The sequence below is a fragment of the Microbacterium sp. bgisy207 genome, assembly GCF_057706855.1.
The window spans coordinates 227,145-243,988 of sequence record NZ_JBYIPB010000002.1 but is presented as its reverse complement, the minus strand read 5'-3'; the positions used below and the strand labels follow the sequence as shown (position 1 = coordinate 243,988).

The window sequence follows — 16,844 nt, the reverse complement described above, 5'->3', positions numbered from 1 at the left end:
CCCGAGCGCACCCCGGTGACCGACGAGTCAGGTCACGAGGTCAGCGGTCGTGGCGATCCGCGCGAAGCCGCCACCCTGCAGCACGAGCGCGGTGCCGGCCATGAGCTCGTCAGCCGTGCGCCGCACGACCCCCAGCCCCGGGATCTGCTCCTCGAGATCGAACGTGCGCGTCGCATCCAGCACGACGGTCACGTCGTACCCGAGGTTGCCTCCCATGCGCGCTGTCGTCTCGACGCACATGTTGGTCTGGATGCCGCACAGCATGAGCTCGCCGATGCCCCGCTCCTGCAACCAGGCGTGCAGATCGGGGTCGCCGTAGAACGCGGAGTTCACGTTCTTGGTCACGAGCACCGCGGCATCCGCGCCCGCCACGGCATCCACGAGCGCGTTGCCCGGGTGCGACGGATGCAGCGGCGAATCCGGATGCCGCGAGTCGTGCCGCACGACCACGACAGGCTCCCCCGCCTGGGCGAACGCGTCGATCAGCCGTGCGACATTCGCCTCACACGCCGGATTGGTCGTCGGACCCCAGAACGCGAGGTCGTCGAACCCCCGCTGCATGTCGATCACCACGAGTGCGCGCGTCATGCCCCCATCCCATCACGCCGCATCGACATCCACGCCATGCACAGAGGTTCTGGCGGGGATCGGCGGGTGCTCGACCGCCACAGCACCCCGCCGCCGCGGCACCACCGCGCCCAGCACGATCCCGGTGAGCACGAGCACGAGCCCCGTGATCTGCGCGAGACCGAACGCCTCCCCTGCGATGAGCACGCCGAGCGCGACCCCCGTGACGGGGTTGAGCAGCCCGACAAGCCCCACGGTCGCGGCGGGCAGGCGCCGCAGGCCGGCGAACCACACGGTGAAGGCAAGCGCTGTGGACACGAGCGAGAGGTAGGCGAACCCGACGAGCGAGGTCGGGGTCAGCGCGGGAGGCGGACCGTCCACGATGAGCGCGACGGGCAGCAGCATGAGGCCACCCATCGTCAACTGCCACGACGCCATCGTGAGTCCCGGAATCTCGTTGCCCCACCGCCCCGTCAGCACGAACCCGAGCGAGGAGGAGATCATCCCCGCGAACGCGGCGACGAGCCCCCAGCCGTCGACCGGCTCCCCGCCGATACCGACCAGGAGCGCGACCCCGACGAGCCCGACACCCGCCCCGACGGCGGCGAGCACGCGGGGGCGCTGGCGGCGCAGCATCCACGCCAGCAGCATCATGGCGGCAGCCGACGCCGACATCACGGTCGCCGCAACGCTCGAGGGCAGGCGCTGGCCGGCGATGTAGACGAGCACGAAGAAGCCGCCGACGTTGAGGATGCCGAGCACGGCGGCGCGCCACCACCACGCCCCGTGCGGGAGGCGGCGTGAGATCAGCAGCAGGATCAGGCCCGCGGGCAGCGCGCGAAACAGCGCACCCCACAGCGGCGCGTCGACGGGCAGGAACTGCCGTGTCACGAAGTACGTGCTCCCCCAGGCGATCGGAGCGATCGCGGTCAGCAGGATCCACCTCAGAGATTTACCTTCCACGGAAGCTATCAATGCCTTCCGTGGAAGATTTATTCCGATACCGTGAATCCATGGATGCCGCCCCCGACCGCGTCGCGCAGATCCAGGCCGCCTGGCGGCGCGAACGACCCGACATCGATCCGTTCCCGCAAGGCGTGATCGGGCGCCTGCACCGCATCGGCCTGCTGCTGGACGCACGCCTCGACCAGGTGTATGCGAGCTTCGGTCTGAGCTCCGCGGAGTTCGACATCCTCGCGACCCTGCGCCGCGCCGGCGCCCCCTACCAGCGCCGCGCGGGAGAGCTCGCCGACCACACCATGGTCACCAGCGGCGGCCTCACCAAACGCGTCGACCGTCTGATCGCGCGCGGACTGGTCGAGCGCCGACCCGAGGCATCCGATGCCCGCGGCAGACTCATCGGGCTCACGGATGCCGGACTCGCCCTCATCGACGACGCGTTCACCGCGCACATGGCTGGCGAGCACCGGATCATCGCCGAGCTCGGACCGGATGCCGACATCCTCGAGCCGATCCTTCGCCGCTGGCTCGGCATCCTCGAGCCTGCCTCAGACTGAGGAGGAGATCTCAGGCAGCCAGCGCGAGATACGGCTCCCACGCGGGATCGGTTCGGTCGGTTCCGCGCACGGTCCACTGTGCCCCGCGTGGCGCACCCGGGGTGATCCGCAGCTCCCAGCCCATCTCCTGCGGCGTACGGTCGCTCTTGAGGTTGTTGCACTTCAGGCAGCACGCCACAAGGTTTTCCCACGAGTCGGCACCGCCACGCGAGCGAGGCAGGATGTGATCGATCGTGGATGCCGATCTGCCGCAGTATCCACACCGGTGAGCGTCGCGGCGCAAGACGCCGCGACGGGTGACGGGAATCGTGCGGCCCCCGGGGACGCGCACGTAGCGACTGAGCAGGATGACCGCGGGGCGATCGTGAGCGCCATCGGTGCCCCAGACCGGATCCCCGGAGATGTGTTCGATGACGGTGGCCTTGTCGTTCATGACGAGCACGAGTGCTCGCTTGAACGACACGACGGCCAGCGGTTCATATCCTGCGTTCAACACCAGAGTGCGCATGTTCATCCTCACGAACGGCCCGAGACGGCTTCACGGTTATTCGACGTTCGACGTGGTCAGATCGCGCAAGGCATGAAAAAAGGCGCTGTCTCTACAGACAGCGCCCTGGAACCACAGCACAGCTGCGGTGTCCGAGAACATGATGCCGAAGGACGAGGCGCCCCAGTGCAACCGTGGTTCGGCTGCGCGGTGTGCTGCCCATCGGACTCTCTCCCGTTCTCTTACACGTCGGGACCAGGCTAATGCACCTCATGGTGCCCTCAGCCCAAGAACGGTGAACGGACAGTGGCGTGTCGAGGAACGGGCCGAACTCAGCCGGCGTTGGCCTGCAACCAGGCCATCGGGTCAACGAGCGCGCCGCCGACGCGTACCTCGAAGTGCAGGTGGGTCGTCGTCGCCGAGCCGGTCCGTCCCATCTGACCGATCATCTGACCGGCCGAGACAGTCTGTCCGGCGCTGACGGTACGGCTTCCCCAGATCATGTGCGCGTAGAGCGTCGTGACGACCTGACCGCCGATGACCGAGTCGATCACCACGGCATTGCCATATCCGCCGAGACCGTCCTGCGCAACGCGGACGACGCCATCGGCGGCCGCGAAGATCGGCGTACCGCCGGCGTTGAGCATGTCGAGCCCGTTGTGGTTCGGGCGGGTCGGGGTGCGGAACCCGTTGATCGACCAGTCACTGTGGAAGCTCGAGACCGGCCAGCGAACGGCGCCGGAGCCGGGAGCGACCATGTTGATATCCACGGAGGAGGACCCTCCGCCGCTGGAGGCGAGGGATGCCGCGGCGCGCGCAGCCGCCGCCGCGGCCTCTTCGGCCTTCTTCTTCGCGATCTCTTCGGGCGTCGTCGCCGAGTAGCTTTCTCGATCCAGTTCGCTGGTCGCCGCGTCGGACGCAACGACCAGGGACTGGGCGTCGCCCTCGGCGACCTGCTGCAAAGTGACCGATGCTTCGGGCGTCTGGAACGCGCCGTATGCCGGCAAAGCGACAGTGGCCACGAGCCCGCCGACGATCGCGAGCGTCGCCACGTTGCGTACGGGACCCCGGGGACTCGTCTTGGGCTTGCGGACGGCCGGGCGGGCGACGGATGCGGCAGGCGCAGGCTTCGTCACGTCCCCACGACGGATGCGGGCAAGACGCGAGGTCTTTCTGGTGGCCGCGGTCGGGTCGTCCGCCGCGGTCGCATCGTTCTTCTCAGCCAAGTAAGTCCTCCGGCGCCTCTGCGCCGGAGCGCCGGCTCGTCACGTTTCGGTGCGAAGCTGCGCTCCGCTCGATCACGGGTGTCACCGTTCGAATGACGAGCCGCGAGGCAATTCGATCGGGGTCCGAGGTTGTGCTGGACTCACCCGGACTGTACGAGGCTACCGGAAGGTAACGAACATGTCACGCCGAGGACGTGTCGGATGGCCTCCGCGCAGGCCTGGGGAGGAGCCGACGAGCCACCGTCACGCGCGGTCGTCAACGAGGAAAATGTGCCCGGCGACTTCGACCGGCAGCTCAAGCCCCTCGTCTACGCCGTCCATCTGGACGAGCACATACCCCTCGTTGTAGCGGTAGCTGCCGTGAGCTCCCGGAAGGACCCCGGCGCCCTTCAGCTGCTGCAGCAGCTCGGGGTCGACCTGGGCGGGTTCGGCGAGTCGGCGGATCGTCCCCGTGATCGGCTCTCCGGCGGCGTCGAGCTTGCGAACGAGTCCCACCACCCCGGACTCGAAGGTCAGCGCCGGTATGTCGCCCAACTGATCCAGTCCCGGGATGGGATTTCCGTACGGCGACTCGGTCGGGTGATCGAGCAGTTCGACGAGTCGGCGCTCAACCTGCTCGCTCATGACGTGCTCCCAGCGGCAGGCCTCGTCGTGGACGTATGCCCAATCGAGTCCGATGACATCGGAGAGCAGCCGCTCGGCAAGGCGGTGCTTGCGCATGACGTCGATGGCCTTCTGGCGGCCCAGATCCGTCAGTTGGAGGCTTCGGTCCTCCGTGACGATCACGAGGCCGTCACGTTCCATCCGCCCCACCGTCTGAGACACCGTGGGACCGGAGTGCCCGAGTCGTTCGGAGATCCGCGCGCGCAGTGGCGTGATGTTCTCTTCTTCGAGTTCGAGGATGGTGCGGAGGTACATCTCCGTCGTGTCGATGAGATCGGTCATGCGGAATCCTCGTGTCTGCATCCTCGTGGGGCTAAGACGAGCCTAGCCTTTTCCCCGGCGCCCAGCCGGTCAGAGCCCCCCGCAGGGCGACTCTAGAATCGGGACATGGTCGAGTTGCCCCGAGAACTGCTTCCCGTCGACGGCCGGTTCGGTTGCGGACCCTCGAAAGTGCGGGGTGCGCAACTCGAAGCCCTCGTCACGCGCGGAGCGTCGCTGTTGGGAACCTCCCACCGCCAGGCACCGATCAAGAACCTCGTCGGGAGCACACGCGAGGGCCTCGCCGAACTGCTGCGCGCACCCGAGGGATACGAGGTGATCCTCGGCAACGGCGGCTCGACGGCGTTCTGGGACGCCGCAGCCTTCGGGCTGATCGAGCAGCGCAGCCAGCACCTCGCGTTCGGCGAGTTCGGCTCGAAGTTCGCTGCCGCAGCGAAAGCTCCCTGGCTGGACACGCCCGATATCCGCAAGACCGAACCCGGCACGAGGGGTGTCCCGGAGCCGGTCGACGGCGTCGATGTCTACGCGTGGCCGCACAACGAGACCTCGACGGGCGTGTCGGCGCCGATCTCTCGCGTCGCTGGGGGTCCCGGCGCGTTGACCGTCATCGATGCCACGAGCGCCGCTGGCGGCATCGATTTCGACGCTGCCGAGGCCGACGTCTACTACTTCGCCCCGCAGAAGAACCTGGGGTCCGACGGTGGGCTCTGGTACGCGCTCGTCTCCCCCGCGGCGATCGAGCGGATCGAGCGGATCGCCGCATCCGGCCGGTACATCCCGGAGTTCTTGAGCCTGAAGAACGCGATCGACAACTCGCGGCTGAATCAGACCCTCAACACACCGGCTGTCGCGACGCTCCTGATGCTGGACGAGCAGGTGCAGTGGATCCTCGACAACGGCGGGCTGTCCTGGGCGGGCGCCAAGACTGCGGCAACCTCGGCGGCCCTCTACGCGTGGGCCGAGGCGACGTCGTACACGACACCCTTCGTGACCGACCCCGCTGATCGGTCTCCCGTGGTCGTGACGATCGATTTCGACGACAGTGTGGATGCCGCTGCCATCGCGAAGAGCCTGCGCGAGAACGGCATCGTCGACACGGAGCCCTACCGCAAACTCGGTCGCAACCAGCTCCGCATCGCGACCTTCGTGTCGATCGATGAGTCAGATGTCCTCCGACTCATCTCGGCGATCGAGTACACGGCCGAACGGATCTAGTCTTCGCTGTCTTCGCCCTCGACGCCGTCTTCGCCCTCGGCGTCGTGGTCGTCGTCGCTGTCGTCGTCGTGCCCGGCGTCGTCCAGTTCGTCGATGTCGACCCCGTCGACGTCGCCGCTGTGCAGCAGGCGCGAGCCGTCCTCGTCGAAGTCCTCGACGTCGAGGTCGTCGAGATCGTCATCGTCCTCGACATCCGACTCGTCATCGGAGTCGGCCGCGTCGCCGGATTCTGCATCGGCAACGAGCGCAGCCTGCGCGGCCTGGTAGTCGGCCAGCCGCACCGCCCATGGCACCCACTCGGGCGCGAGCAGCGCGCCGTCGCCGGGCAACAGTTCGGCCTCGAGCACGGTCGGCTGCTCGTCGTCGACCCGAGCCACGCTCACCGTCCAGAACCATCCGGGATACCCGCGAAGGGTCGTCTCGAACCGCAGCGAGACCACGCCATCGGCTTCGACCGTGTAACCGGCTGCCGGGCCGACCGTGGCCGCGGGAGTGATCTCGTGCAGGGCCGCCAGGGCGAGGTCGTGCGCGGCCAGCAGCGCCGGATCAGGCGTCGAGCTCATCAGCCACCTTGCGCAGCACGGCGGCAACCTTCGCCCCGTGAGCACTGCTCGGGTAGCGACCACGACGCAGGTCCCCGCCGACGCCGTCGAGCAGCTTCACGAGATCCTCGATGATGATCGCCATGTCGTCGGCGGGCTTGCGCGAGCGCTTGGCGAGGCTGGCCGGCGCTTCGATCACCCGCACCGACAGTGCCTGCGGCCCACGCTTTCCATCAGCGATGCCGAACTCGAGGCGCGTGCCGGCCTTCACCGAGACCCCCGCGGGCAGCGCGGTGGCGTGAAGGAAGACATCCTGTCCTTCGTCAGAGGAGATGAAGCCGAAGCCCTTGTCCTCGTCGTAGAACCTGACCTTGCCGGTGGGCATGGAGAACCTCGTTCTTAACGGCGCCGCCGAGGGGCGGCAGAGCGACACAGGGACCGATCGATCCCCCGGTTAAGCCTAGAGCACCGCGACGGAGTAGTCTGAGGCGGATGAGCACGCGAAGCCCTGGCAGCGACCTCCCGGTCCGCACGATCGACCGCGTTCTCGCGTCGATGTCGCTCGGGCTGCTCGCACTGTCGGTCCTCTCCTTCTTCGCGATCCTCATCGGCTCTGCGTCGCAGGCCGATTTCAGCACCGGACTGTGGCCCGCGATAGGCATCATCGTCTACGTCGCTCCGATCCTCGCCTTCGCGATGCTGCTCACGGTGTTGATCATGACGTTCGTGCGAAGGGCGCGGGCGAACCGGGGCGAGTGAATGGCGGGTGATGAGCGTTCCCTCGCCACCTGGCTGGCATCGCTCGACGAGGACGCCCTCGCTGACCTCTTCCAGCGGCGCGGAGTCTCTCCCGCCGCACCGTGGCGCGACTTCTTCGACGCCGCAGAGGCCCTGCTCGAACCGGCATCCATCGATAAGGCCCTCGCGCGGCTCGACCGTGACGAACTAGCAGCGATCGCCGCTGCCCACCCGAGCCGAGCCGCGCCGGACGCCGCGGTGAGCTGGGGCCTCGTGCGGGCCGATGGTGCTCTCTACGGGCCCGTCGCCGAACGGGTTTCCGCGCTCCACGTCCACTCGCTCGGACCTACCGAGCCGGTCGGTGGGATCGCGGGCGCCGACACCGCGCCACGTGCCCCCGCTTCGGCTGCCGAGACCGCGAGCGCTGCCGAGCGGATCTTCACGGCATCCGCCTCGCTTGCGGACGTGCTTCTGGCCGCGTTGCACGTGCCGCTGACGCGGACGGGGGCTGGCGCCGTGAGCGCGGCGGATCGCAAGAGGCTCACCGAATCGGGCGCGATCGGGGCGCCGGAAGATCTCGACGATTTGATCGCCGGTGGCGAGGCGGCGCAGCTGCTCACCCCGATCGGCCGAGAGATCGTCGTCACCGCGGCGGGCGAGCAATGGCTCGATGGCGGTACTGTCGCGCGGTGGGTCACGATCGCCGAGGGTTTTCGCCGTCATCTCCCGGCCGGACTTCGCACACCACAGGGCGGAATGAGCGACACATCGCGCTGGCTCGGCGCCTATCCGCTCAGCCCGGAATGGCCCGCACGCGCCGCAGCACTACGTCGCACGGCACAACGGTGGGGAATTCTCGCGACCGACGGGACGCTTCCCCCGTGGTCACGCGGGCTCGCCGAAGGAACGCCCTTCGATACGGATGCGCTCCGCGACGCGCTCCCCGCCGAGATCGACCGCATCTACCTGCAGGCGGATCTCACGGCGGTCGCGCCCGGCCCCCTCGCCCCCCGGCTGGACCTGCGCCTTCGGAGGATCGCTCGGCGCGAGTCACGCGCTCAAGCCTCGACCTATCGCTTCACGGCGGAGTCGATCGGCGCCGGACTGACCGACGGTGAGACAGCGGAGACGATTCGGGAGTTCCTCCGCGAACTGTCGCTGACCGGCATCCCGCAGCCCCTCGACTACGTCATCGACACGACCGCGGCGCGCCACGGCTCCGTGACGGTCAGATCCGATCCGGGCAGCCCCAACACCGTCGTGGAGAGCACAGATCCGCACCTGCTCGACCTCGTCCTCGTCGATCAAGCCCTACGGCCGGTCGGGTTGGTGCGCCATGGCACCGTGCTGGTCAGCCGCGTCGGCCGGGATCATCTGTTCTGGGCTCTGGCCGATGCCCGGTACCCCGTCGTGGCTCTCGACGAGCACGGCGCACCCGAGTCGCTGCGGCGCCGCACCGCCGCTCCCTGTGCGGCCGACGCACGCGCGAGCGACACGTACGCGCGCCTCATCGGCGCACTCCGCTCAGCGAGCGGCGACGACGACACCGCGTGGCTCGAACGCGAACTCGAGCAAGCGGTGCGCACGAAGTCCGTCATCGTCGTGACGGCCCAGATCAGTCCCTCGGAGACGCGCACGTTCACCCTGGAGGCGACCGGCCTCGGGGGCGGTCGCCTGCGCGGCAAGGATCGGGGGGCGGACGTCGAGCGCACCCTCCCGATCTCCACCATCGTGAGCGTCTCGACGACCTGACCACCGTCCGCCCCGATGCCTCGCGGGTAGACTGGACCGCTATGGCTGACGGCCCCCTCATCGTTCAAAGCGACCGGACAGTGCTACTGGAAGTGGCGCATCCGGATGCCGAGTCCGCACGCCACGAGCTCGCGATCTTCGCCGAGCTCGAGCGCGCCCCCGAGCACATCCACACCTACCGGATCACCCGCCTGGGCCTGTGGAACGCGCGTGCCGCGGGGCACAGCGCCGACGACATGCTCAGCACCCTGGACCGCTGGACGCGCTTCCCCGTTCCGCCGTCGGTCGCGATCGACATCCGCGAGACGGTCGGGCGCTACGGCCGCCTGGTGATCGAGCGCGACACCGTACCCGGTATCGAGGAGCCGGCGCTCGTGCTGCGGTCCACAGATGCCGCCGTCCTGGCCGAGGTCACCAAGAACAAGCGCATCCAGCCGCTGCTGGTGGGGCATCCTTCCACCGACACGTACGTCATCGACGCGTGGGCACGGGGTCAGATCAAACAGGAACTGCTCAAGATCGGATGGCCCGCGGAAGACTTCGCCGGCTACACCCCGGGCACGCCGCATCCGATCGATCTTGCCGAACACGACTGGCACCTGCGGCCGTATCAGCGCCAGGCGGTGGATGCGTTCACCGATGGCGGCTCGGGGGTCGTGGTGCTTCCCTGTGGCGCCGGGAAGACCCTTGTCGGGGCCGGCGCGATGGCCGACACCAAGACCACGACGCTCATCCTCGTCACCAACACCGTGAGCGCGCGCCAGTGGCGCGACGAGCTGCTCAAGCGGACGAGCCTCACGCCGGAGGAGATCGGCGAGTACTCGGGTCAGGCCAAGGAGGTCAAGCCCATCACGATCGCGACGTACCAGATCCTCACCGCGAAGCGCAAAGGACAATACGCTCACCTCGCGCTGCTCGATGCGCTCGACTGGGGACTGATCGTCTACGACGAGGTGCACCTGCTCCCGGCGCCGGTGTTCAAGCTCACCGCTGACCTGCAAGCCCGCCGCAGACTGGGCCTGACCGCCACCCTCGTGCGCGAGGACGGCCGGGAGGGCGACGTGTTCAGCCTCATCGGCCCCAAGCGCTTCGACGCACCCTGGAAAGAGATCGAGTCGCAGGGCTTCATCTCACCCGCCGCCTGTTTCGAGGTGCGCGTGGACCTTCCGGCCGGAGAGCGACTCGAGTACGCGGCCGCGGCGGATGACGAACGTTACCGACTCGCCGCGACCGCGCCGGCCAAGATCGAGGTCGTGAAGGACCTCGTCGCCCGGCACGCCGGGGAGCAGATCCTCGTGATCGGACAGTACCTGGACCAGATCGACGAGATCGCACGGGCTCTGGGTGCCCCGCAGATCACAGGGGCGACGCCGGTGGATGAGCGCGAGGATCTCTATCGAGGCTTTCGGGAGGGCGAGATTTCGGTGCTCGTGGTCTCGAAGGTCGCGAACTTCTCGGTGGACCTGCCCGAGGCATCCGTCGCGATCCAGGTGTCGGGGTCGTTCGGTTCCCGGCAGGAGGAGGCCCAGCGACTCGGGCGCCTGCTACGCCCCAAGCAGTCGGGCAACACGGCGAGCTTCTATACGCTCATCGCCCGCGACACCGTCGATCAGGACTTCGCCCAGAACCGGCAGCGGTTCCTGGCCGAACAGGGCTACAGCTACACCATCCTGGATGCCGATCGACTCGCCGCCTGAGCAGCGAGAGCCGCCGATCCGCGCGTGAGAGGACCGCGAGCACTCCGGGAAGAATTCCCGACGTTTCAGGACGTGGACGCCGATGGCGGCGTCCCGTCTTTCACCCGAACCCGTGGGCGATCCGGAGCCGACGGCGAGGGTGTCCACCGAGCCTCCCACGCTGCGGGGCGCAGGTCGGGCGCAACCCAGGTCGCTCTCGCCTCCCGAGAGAAGAGCAGTGACCGACTCCAGAAACGCAAGAGATAGTCGCGCTCCCTCAGGTCAGAGGCGAGCACGCGACCACAGGATCCTGCACCTGTGTGCTCCAGACGATCGAACTCACCGCCCGGAGGAAGGCGAGGGTGATGGTGTGGTGGTAACCGCGGGTGTGGTCATTGACGCCGCCGTGGGCGACGTTGAATCGCTTGATGTGTTCGGGAAGGTCACGTTCCCAATTCCGCTCGGGGTAGTGCGTCAGCAGATACGTCGTCATGATCAGGTGCGCGCGGTGATCGAAGCGCTCTCCGGGTAGCGAGCAGTCGAGGAACCCTTCGCCGATCTCGACGATCTCGGCGAGCTCGGCCTCGGCGGGCATCCTCTCGGCGTCCATCACTCTCTCCCCTCCTGACTGTCGTTGGGCACCCAACGACGAGAGTAGCTGTACATTTGTACCCGTGTACATAGATAACATCGACGGGTCGCAGGTGAGGACGCCGTGAGCGAGGTCGTGACCCGGGTCCAAACCGGAGTCCGCATCGAAAAGCGCATCTTGAAGGTGGCGAAGGGAACCGCGGAGTACCTTGACATGAGTCTTGGCGACCTCTTGGAGGGGGTCCTGCTCCATGCGTTCGAGGGCACAGCTCCGTTCGGCGAGGAAACACTCGAGAAGATCCAGTCTCTGCGCGAAGTGTATGGCCTGACGCTGAGGGCAGCCGACGCGCACCGCCTGGTCGACACTGACAGGCCGCGACCTGCATCCTCATGACCGGAGGGGCGGGTTGCCGACGGCTCGCAGAATGCGCGTCGGCGATCGCAGCAAGGCGGGCGGATATCGACCTGGAACCTCGCGGGCAGCGGAGAGCGCCGACCCGAAAAGCACGGCGAGAACCGCCGATCCGCGCGATATCCAGCATCCGCACCAGCGACATCACGATAATGGGGGCATGAGCGCACCCCGCATCCTCGTCGTCGACGACGAGCCGAACATCCGCGACCTGCTGATGACGAGCCTCAAATTCGCCGGATACCAGGTGAAGGCCGTCGCCAACGGCGCGCAGACCATCTCGGCCGTCCTCGAAGAGGAACCCGACCTCATCCTGCTCGATGTCATGCTTCCCGACATGAACGGCTTCAGCGTCACCAAGCGCCTGCGCGGTGCGGGCTACACGGCGCCGATCCTGTTCCTGACGGCCAAGGACGAGACCGAGGACAAGATCACCGGCCTCAACGCCGGCGGCGACGACTACGTGACCAAACCGTTCAGCCTCGACGAGATCGTCGCTCGCATCCAGGCGATCCTGCGGCGCACGATGCAGACCGACGAGGAGTCGGTCATCCGTGCCGGCGAGCTGACGATGGACCAGGACACGCATGACGTGTCGGTAGGAGATGTCTCGATCGACCTGAGCCCCACGGAGTTCAAGCTGCTGCGCTACCTCATGCTCAACCCCAACCGCGTGCTGAGCAAGTCGCAGATCCTCGACCACGTGTGGGAGTACGACTTCAACGGCGACGCCGGCATCGTCGAGAGCTACATCTCGTACCTGCGCCGCAAGATCGACCCGCACTCGTCCGAGCCGCTGATCCAGACCAAGCGCGGGTTCGGCTACATGCTCAAGGCAGGCAAGTCGGCGTGAGGCATCCGTCGGGGACACCGTGACCGGGCGGGCCGAGAAGACCGACGCGGTCACCGGATGGTGGCGCAGCATCAGTCTGCGCGCGAAGGTGACCGGGGTCGCCGTGTCGATCCTGGCGCTGGGTCTGTTGGCGACGGGGATCGGAACCACCGTCTTCTTGCGCAGCCAGCTCCTCGCCAACGTCGACACGCAGGTCTCCCAGCTGGCCGGCGCGGGCGTCAGCGCGTTGTTCGACATCGACCTTCTCGCGGATCCGGCGTTCGTGCCCAAGAGCGAATCGGTTCCGACGGATTACTTCGTCGCGATCTACGACCAGGAAGGCGACTTCGTCGCGAGCGCCGGCGGGGGGCGGCAGCGCAACGAGCCCGACTTCCCGGCCGAGTATCTTCCGACGCAGAGCGCGCTGGCGCAGCAGCAAGAACCCTTCACCATCCCGGGCACGGCACCGGGGACCGAGTTCCGCGCCGCCTCCGCCCTCATCGAAGTGGAGGGAACGACGGTCTTCTACACGCAAATGATCGCCGTTCCTCTCGCCACGGTGACACAGACCCTCGCGACCTACCTCGGCATCTACAGCATCCTCTCGGTGATCACGATCGTGCTGGGAGCCGTGGCCATCCGACTGCTGGTCACTCTCGCGTTCCGCAGCCTCACCCAGGTCGAGAACACGGCGATGGAGATCGCCGCGGGAGACTTCGGTCAGCGCATGACCGACATCGCACCCGCGACCGAAGTGGGGCGCCTGAAGACCGCGATCAATGCGATGCTCGGACGCATCGACGCGGCGCTGGCTCAGCGGGACGCAACAGTGCGGCAGATGCGCCGTTTCGTCGGTGATGCCTCACACGAACTGCGCACGCCCCTGGTCACGGTGCGCGGGTACGCCGAGCTGTACCGGATGGGGGCGATCCGCACCGAAGAAGACGTGGCGCAGGCGATGGAGCGGATCGAGAAGGAAGCCGTCCGCATGGGGCTTCTCGTCGAAGACCTCCTCGCGCTGGCCCGGCTCGACGAACGTCGAGAGATCGAGTTCAGCCCCGTGGATCTGCGCCCGCTTGCTCGGGATGCCGCACTCGACGTTCGCGCGGCCTCACCGCAACGACCGGTCGCGGTGATCGACACCACGATCGTCGAACCCTCCGAAGTTGTCACGCCGCCGATCTCCACCGACACTCCCGAGACACCCAAGCGCCCCCGCTCCGCCTTCAGCCGTGCCGGCTCGATCCTGCTGCGTCGGCGGCCCCGGGACGGACGCGGTGCCGCACCCACGACCGAGCAGATCGTGATCGCGCCACTTGATCTCGGCCCCTCGTCCTCAGCGCCCGTGGCCCTGCCGCCGATCGTGCTCGGGGAGGAGAATCGCATCCGACAGGTGATCACGAACCTGATCGGGAACGCCCGTCGCTTCACGGCGGAAGACTCCCCGATCGAACTCCGCGTCGGCGTCGACGCCGCCGCACAGTCGGGCTGGATCGAGGTCGTCGACCACGGCGAGGGGGTGCCCGACCAGATCAAGGACAAGATCTTCCAGCGTTTCTGGCGTGCCGACACCTCTCGCACGCGCGAGACCGGCGGGTCGGGGCTGGGGCTGTCGATCGTCGCCTCGATCGTGGAGTCGCTCCACGGCTCGGTCCGCGTCCTGGACACGCCGGGCGGAGGGGCGACGTTCCGGGTGGGTTTCCCGCTGGCGCACCACCTGGACCCCGCCGAACACGCGTTCCTCGAGACGCAACCGCTGGAACGGCTCCCTGCAGACCTCCGGGACGACCCGACGAGCTGAGCCGGCACCGGGTCGGGGCTTCCTCCCCAGCATCCAAGAGCTGTCGCGGTGCCGCGGGAATCGACGCGTCGCCGCGGCAGACCCCCACCGGGCCGTAGCGTGTGGGCCACAGTCACGACATCGGGAGGTTCCTGTGGCCGTCTATTCCGTCGACAGCGACGCTGTTCTCGCCGCGACAGCCGGTGTGCGCGCAACCGCCGACCGCGTGCGAACCGAGACGCACGCAATGCTCGCCCAACTCACCGGCCTGCAGTCGCAGTGGACCGGCGCGGCATCCCTCGCCTTCGCGGGGGTCATCGATCAATGGCGCGCGGCCAATGCACAGGTCGAAGAAGCGCTCAGCGCCATCGGTGCGGCCCTCGAGACCGCGGGGCACCAGTACGCGGATGCCGAGCAGCTCACCCTCGGGTTGTTCCGCTGAGGCCGCTGGCAGCGGGCAGGATGCCGCGGGCCGCGCCACGAACGACCGAGGGCCCCTCCACGCGGGAGGGGCCCTCGGTGCGAAATGCAGCCGGACTCAGAAGTCCATGCCACCCGACGGGTCGGCGGGCATAGCCGGAGCCTTCTCGGGCTTGTCCGCGACAACCGCTTCGGTCGTCAGGAACAGACCCGCGATCGACGCCGCGTTCTGCAGCGCAGACCGCGTGACCTTGGCCGGGTCGATGATGCCCTGCGCGAAGAGGTCGCCGTACTCGCCGGTCGCGGCGTTGAGACCGTGACCTGCGGGCAGCTCCGAGACCTTGTTGGCCACGACGCCCGGCTCGAGACCGGCGTTCAGCGCGATCTGCTTGAGCGGCGCTTCGATCGCAACCTTCACGATGTTCGCACCGGTCGCCTCGTCACCGGTGAGCTCGAGACCCGCGAAGGCCTTCGTGCCCGCCTGGATGAGCGCGACGCCACCACCGGGGACGATGCCCTCCTCGACGGCAGCCTTCGCGTTGCGGACGGCGTCCTCGATGCGGTGCTTGCGCTCCTTGAGCTCGACCTCGGTCGCCGCGCCCGCCTTGATGACGGCCACGCCGCCGGCGAGCTTCGCCAGGCGCTCCTGCAGCTTCTCGCGGTCGTAGTCGCTGTCGGTGTTCTCGATCTCACGACGGATCTGGGTCACGCGACCCTCGATGAGCGCGGCGTCACCGGCACCCTCGATGATCGTGGTCTCGTCCTTCGTGATGATGACCTTGCGGGCACGGCCCAGCAGGTCGAGCGTCGCGTTCTCGAGCTTGAGGCCCACCTCCTCGGTGATGACCTGGCCGCCCGTGAGGATCGCGATGTCCTGCAGCTGCGCCTTGCGACGGTCGCCGAAGCCGGGAGCCTTGACGGCTGCCGACTTGAAGATACCGCGGATCTTGTTGAGCACGAGAGTCGCGAGAGCCTCACCCTCGACGTCCTCAGCGATGATCAGGAGCTCCTTGCCGTCCTGGATCACCTTGTCGACGATCGGCAGCAGGTCCTTGATGTTCGAGATCTTCTGGTTCGCGATCAGGATGTAGGGGTCCTCGAAGACCGCCTCCTGCCGCTCGGGGTCGGTCACGAAGTAGGGGTTGAGGTAACCCTTGTCGAAACGCATACCCTCGGTGAGCTCGAGCTCGGTGCCGAACGTGTTCGACTCCTCGACCGTCACGACACCTTCCTTGCCCACCTTGTCGATGGCCTCGGCGATGAGAGCGCCGATCTCGGTGTCAGCGGCGGAGATCGACGCGGTCGCGGCGATCTGCTCCTTCGACTCGACTTCCTTCGCACCGGCGAGCAGCTCGTCGGTGACTGCCTTGACGGCCTTCTCGATGCCCTTCTTGAGCGAGATGGGGTCAGCGCCGGCCGCGACGTTACGCAGACCTTCGCGCACGAGCGCCTGAGCCAGAACGGTAGCGGTCGTGGTGCCGTCGCCGGCGACATCGTCGGTCTTCTTGGCGACTTCCTTGACGAGTTCCGCACCGATCTTCTCGTACGGGTCTTCGAGCTCGATCTCCTTGGCGATCGAAACGCCGTCGTTCGTGATCGTGGGGGCGCCCCACTTCTTCTCGAGCACGACGTTGCGGCCGCGGGGGCCGAGCGTCACCTTCACGGCGTCAGCCAGAATGTTCAGGCCACGCTCGAGGCCGCGACGGGCCTCCTCGTCGAAAGCGATCATCTTTGCCATGTGTGTCGTCCCTCCCGGACGGGGCTAGGTCTTAGCACTCAGCGATACGGAGTGCTAACCCATTCTGGCACTCGACCATGGGGAGTGCAAGCCGCACGCGACGAAGACGACGAAGGGACGGATGCGGCAGCATCCGTCCCTTCACGAGACCTGTCGTGGGCGGATGCTAGACGACGCGCACGGACTCCGCCTGCGGGCCCTTCTGGCCCGTGCCGACGGTGAACTCGACTTTCTGGCCCTCTTCGAGAACACGGAAACCGGTCATGTCGATGTTCGAGTAGTGGACGAACACGTCTTGACCGTCATCGACAGTGATGAAGCCGTACCCCTTCTCGGCGTTGAACCACTTCACGGTGCCTTGGGCCATGCGTACTCCTGATGCTGGTGGGACACCGTCATCGTATGCACC

At 67.5% G+C, this 16,844-nt stretch carries 19 protein-coding genes; 9 read left to right on the top strand and 10 right to left on the bottom strand.

Annotation, left to right across the window (positions count from 1 at the left end):
- Positions 1-27: 27 nt before the first annotated feature.
- Both AC3ENO_RS02850 and AC3ENO_RS02845 read right to left on the bottom strand, forming a co-directional pair.
- A complete protein-coding gene (locus AC3ENO_RS02850; RefSeq protein ID WP_434969100.1) occupies positions 28-588 on the bottom strand; it encodes a cysteine hydrolase family protein in 561 nt (186 codons plus the stop codon).
- Between the two features lie 12 nt (positions 589-600).
- Entirely contained in the window at positions 601-1,530 is a 930-nt protein-coding gene (locus AC3ENO_RS02845) for an EamA family transporter (protein WP_434969099.1), read from the bottom strand.
- Between the two features lie 50 nt (positions 1,531-1,580).
- Between AC3ENO_RS02845 and AC3ENO_RS02840 the strand changes: the two genes are divergently transcribed.
- A complete protein-coding gene (locus AC3ENO_RS02840; protein ID WP_434969098.1) occupies positions 1,581-2,084 on the top strand; it encodes a MarR family winged helix-turn-helix transcriptional regulator in 504 nt (167 codons plus the stop codon).
- Between the two features lie 10 nt (positions 2,085-2,094).
- Here the strand turns inward: AC3ENO_RS02840 and AC3ENO_RS02835 are convergent, their stop codons facing one another.
- From AC3ENO_RS02835 to AC3ENO_RS02825, 3 genes are all read right to left on the bottom strand, one after another.
- Entirely contained in the window at positions 2,095-2,592 is a 498-nt protein-coding gene (locus AC3ENO_RS02835; RefSeq protein ID WP_434969097.1) for an HNH endonuclease, read from the bottom strand.
- 311 nt (positions 2,593-2,903) lie between these two features.
- Complete coding sequence (locus AC3ENO_RS02830; RefSeq protein ID WP_434969096.1) at positions 2,904-3,797, bottom strand: M23 family metallopeptidase; 894 nt, start codon at positions 3,795-3,797, stop codon at positions 2,904-2,906.
- A gap of 243 nt (positions 3,798-4,040) precedes the next feature.
- A complete protein-coding gene (locus AC3ENO_RS02825) occupies positions 4,041-4,742 on the bottom strand; it encodes an iron-dependent transcriptional repressor DtxR (RefSeq protein ID WP_434969095.1) in 702 nt (233 codons plus the stop codon).
- A 105-nt stretch (positions 4,743-4,847) separates the two neighbouring features.
- Here AC3ENO_RS02825 and serC point away from each other — a divergent pair, with 105 nt between their 5' ends.
- Positions 4,848-5,954, top strand: a complete 1,107-nt coding sequence (serC, locus tag AC3ENO_RS02820) for a phosphoserine transaminase (RefSeq protein WP_434969094.1) — start codon at positions 4,848-4,850, stop codon at positions 5,952-5,954.
- On the opposite strand, the gene AC3ENO_RS02815 is transcribed toward serC, so the two are convergent.
- Together AC3ENO_RS02815 and AC3ENO_RS02810 are read right to left on the bottom strand one after the other, a co-directional pair.
- Entirely contained in the window at positions 5,951-6,517 is a 567-nt protein-coding gene (locus AC3ENO_RS02815) for a DUF3027 domain-containing protein (RefSeq protein WP_434969093.1), read from the bottom strand. The genes serC and AC3ENO_RS02815 overlap by 4 nt on opposite strands.
- Entirely contained in the window at positions 6,501-6,881 is a 381-nt protein-coding gene (locus AC3ENO_RS02810) for a cold-shock protein (protein ID WP_434969092.1), read from the bottom strand. Before AC3ENO_RS02810 ends, AC3ENO_RS02815 begins: the two co-directional genes overlap by 17 nt.
- Positions 6,882-6,988: 107 nt before the next feature.
- Between AC3ENO_RS02810 and AC3ENO_RS02805 the strand changes: the two genes are divergently transcribed.
- The 3 genes from AC3ENO_RS02805 to AC3ENO_RS02795 are packed head-to-tail and all read left to right on the top strand — an operon-like array spanning position 6,989 to position 10,683.
- Positions 6,989-7,255, top strand: coding sequence for a multidrug ABC transporter ATPase (locus tag AC3ENO_RS02805; RefSeq protein ID WP_434969091.1), 267 nt, complete (start codon positions 6,989-6,991; stop codon positions 7,253-7,255).
- Positions 7,256-8,986 carry a helicase-associated domain-containing protein gene (locus AC3ENO_RS02800; RefSeq protein WP_434969090.1) on the top strand — a complete coding sequence of 577 codons (1,731 nt, stop codon included), beginning with the start codon at positions 7,256-7,258 and terminating at the stop codon, positions 8,984-8,986.
- Between the two features lie 41 nt (positions 8,987-9,027).
- On the top strand, positions 9,028-10,683 hold the full coding sequence (locus AC3ENO_RS02795; RefSeq protein ID WP_434969089.1) for a DNA repair helicase XPB: 1,656 nt from the start codon (positions 9,028-9,030) through the stop codon (positions 10,681-10,683).
- Between the two features lie 256 nt (positions 10,684-10,939).
- Here AC3ENO_RS02795 and AC3ENO_RS02790 read toward each other — a convergent pair whose 3' ends face one another.
- Complete coding sequence (locus AC3ENO_RS02790; RefSeq protein WP_434969088.1) at positions 10,940-11,272, bottom strand: hypothetical protein; 333 nt, start codon at positions 11,270-11,272, stop codon at positions 10,940-10,942.
- A 105-nt stretch (positions 11,273-11,377) separates the two neighbouring features.
- Here AC3ENO_RS02790 and AC3ENO_RS02785 point away from each other — a divergent pair, with 105 nt between their 5' ends.
- The 4 genes from AC3ENO_RS02785 to AC3ENO_RS02770 all read left to right on the top strand — a co-directional run bounded on the left by AC3ENO_RS02785 (position 11,378) and on the right by AC3ENO_RS02770 (position 14,719).
- Positions 11,378-11,647: a hypothetical protein gene (locus tag AC3ENO_RS02785; RefSeq protein WP_434969087.1), complete on the top strand. Its 270-nt coding sequence runs from the start codon at positions 11,378-11,380 to the stop codon at positions 11,645-11,647.
- 178 nt (positions 11,648-11,825) lie between these two features.
- The gene (locus AC3ENO_RS02780; protein WP_434969086.1) at positions 11,826-12,518 is read left to right on the top strand and encodes a response regulator transcription factor; all 693 of its coding nucleotides are present in this window, start codon (positions 11,826-11,828) and stop codon (positions 12,516-12,518) included.
- Between the two features lie 19 nt (positions 12,519-12,537).
- Positions 12,538-14,298 (top strand): sensor histidine kinase, encoded by a 1,761-nt coding sequence (locus AC3ENO_RS02775; RefSeq protein WP_434969084.1) that lies wholly within the window; start codon positions 12,538-12,540, stop codon positions 14,296-14,298.
- Between the two features lie 133 nt (positions 14,299-14,431).
- On the top strand, positions 14,432-14,719 hold the full coding sequence (locus tag AC3ENO_RS02770; protein WP_434969083.1) for a WXG100 family type VII secretion target: 288 nt from the start codon (positions 14,432-14,434) through the stop codon (positions 14,717-14,719).
- Positions 14,720-14,815: 96 nt separating this feature from the next.
- On the opposite strand, the gene groL is transcribed toward AC3ENO_RS02770, so the two are convergent.
- Together groL and AC3ENO_RS02760 are read right to left on the bottom strand one after the other, a co-directional pair.
- Complete coding sequence (gene groL, locus AC3ENO_RS02765; RefSeq protein ID WP_434969082.1) at positions 14,816-16,435, bottom strand: chaperonin GroEL; 1,620 nt, start codon at positions 16,433-16,435, stop codon at positions 14,816-14,818.
- Between the two features lie 166 nt (positions 16,436-16,601).
- Positions 16,602-16,802, bottom strand: coding sequence for a cold-shock protein (locus AC3ENO_RS02760; protein ID WP_228176859.1), 201 nt, complete (start codon positions 16,800-16,802; stop codon positions 16,602-16,604).
- Between the last annotated feature and the right edge of the window lie 42 nt (positions 16,803-16,844).